Raw genomic sequence first — 1,652 nt, forward strand, 5'->3', positions numbered from 1 at the left:
AGCGTCGAGCCCGTACGCAGCGTCGTCCCCGGCACACCGGCCGCGTACAGCACCGGAACCAGCACCGCCCACACCGCCGCCACACCCAGCACCGGGCGCCCCAGCCGGGTGACACGCTGCCGGAGCCACGCCGCCGTGGAACCCTTCCTGCGCCGGTACGAGAGCACCGACGCGTAACCGCCGACCAGGAAGAACACGCCCAGCATCTGAAGCACCCAGCTCACCGGCGCGAAGAAGCCGAACACGCTCAGCGGGCTCGCGTTGCGCAGCGCACCGTCGTCCAGGGTGAACCCGCCCAGCAGCCAGTGCCCGGTCGGCACCGCGAGCAGCGCCAGCGCGCGCAGACCGTCGATCGCGCGGTCACGCGACGCGGGCGTCCGCGCCTCGATCCTCTCGGCGAGCCTCATCGCGCGTCACCACCCGTGGCGATCGAGGCGAAGGCGCGCAGCGAGTCCGTGCCCGGGGCGAAGTAGCCCGTATGCCCGTGCGCGGTCCGCGCGGGTACACGGCGCGCACCGAAACCCTCCGCCGCGGGGTCGGCGCCGTGGCCCAGACCCAGCAACTCCACGTTCGGCACCTTCGAGATCCAGTCCGACGGATCCTTCGCCGCCCACACCCTCGCGTCCGTGCGCAGCGCGTCCGCGCTGTCGGCGCGCATACCGGGGGAGCCGAGCACCACGATGTCCGAAGCCCTCACCCCCTCGGCGGCGAGCCCGCACACCACGGAGCCGTAGCTGTGGCAGAACAGCTTCGGCGTCGCGGCACCGACGGCGGCCAGCCCTTCGGTGAACCGGACCAGCCGCTCCGCGCCCACCTCCGCGAGCCCACCGGTCGCGGCGTCCAGCCCGACGCCGACGGGCGTCGTGTAACCGGCCCACGCCACCACGGCGGTACGCCCCTCGGTCGCGGCCCGCAGCGAGGTGGCCATCCCGGAGGGGGTGCCGTACGGGTCCTTCGACCGGTCGTACGTCGCCGCGTCGATGTCCGAACCCGGCACCACGACGGCGACATGACGGGACGTCAGCAGATCCCCGTACACCTCGGCGACGGTGCCCCGGCCACGCGGATCGAACGCGAGGATCTGCCGGCCTGGGGCCGCGAGACGGGTGTAGCGGGGGTCCTCCGCGAGCGCGATCCTGTTGGCGCGGTAGCGGAGTTCGACGGGGACGCCGTCGAGGTTCCCCACGACCGAAGGATGCCGCTCGGCGAGGTCCCGCTGCCGAGTGGGGCTCAACGTGCGGAAGAAAGCTGCGACTTGTCCGGGCGACGCGGTCTCCGGGTCGGGCAGCGACCCGTCGCGCCGCCACTCCTCACTGCCGGGCGGCGCCCCGCCGACGGCCTGCTGCCCACTCCCGGCGGCCCACCCGGCGGTACCGGACACCAGGGTGGCCATCAGCGCGACGGCGACCAAGGTCCTTCTGTAGCGGCGCATCTGGCGTCTCCCTCGTCATGGCCACGGGGTGTGGCGGGAGGAAGGTAGAAAGCCGACGTGCGATGAGACGTCACACCGTGGAGCCAAGTCGCGGGTGCTACCGGGGTAGGGGGTGGGTTGACCGGTGCCGCCCGGTGGTCGGTTCGTCCTCAATCGCCGGACGGGCTTGATGGGTTGCTGTTGTCGGTCGTGGGCGGGGGTCGGGGCCTCCCGAGGGGCA

General features: G+C 73.1%; 2 protein-coding genes. Both read right to left on the minus strand.

Going from position 1 to position 1,652, the window contains the following annotated elements; all coding sequences use genetic code 11:
• Positions 1 to 407, minus strand: a 407-nt coding sequence (locus GXP76_RS35385; RefSeq protein ID WP_242575718.1) for an acyltransferase family protein, incomplete at its 3' end; no start/stop codon positions are given.
• Positions 404 to 1,432 carry an alpha/beta hydrolase gene (locus GXP76_RS35390; RefSeq protein ID WP_242575719.1) on the minus strand — a complete coding sequence of 343 codons (1,029 nt, stop codon included), beginning with the start codon at positions 1,430 to 1,432 and terminating at the stop codon, positions 404 to 406. The genes GXP76_RS35385 and GXP76_RS35390, both read right to left, overlap by 4 nt.
• Positions 1,433 to 1,652 lie beyond the last annotated feature (220 nt).

The sequence above is a fragment of the Streptomyces sp. NP-1717 genome (assembly GCF_022695985.1).
In the GTDB taxonomy this organism is placed as follows: Bacteria; Actinomycetota; Actinomycetes; order Streptomycetales; family Streptomycetaceae; genus Streptomyces.

Coding starts and splice junctions, on each gene's coding strand:
- GXP76_RS35390 (WP_242575719.1), bottom strand. CDS start 1,432: ATGCGCCGCTACAGAAGGACCTTGGTCGCCGTCGCGCTGATGGCCACC.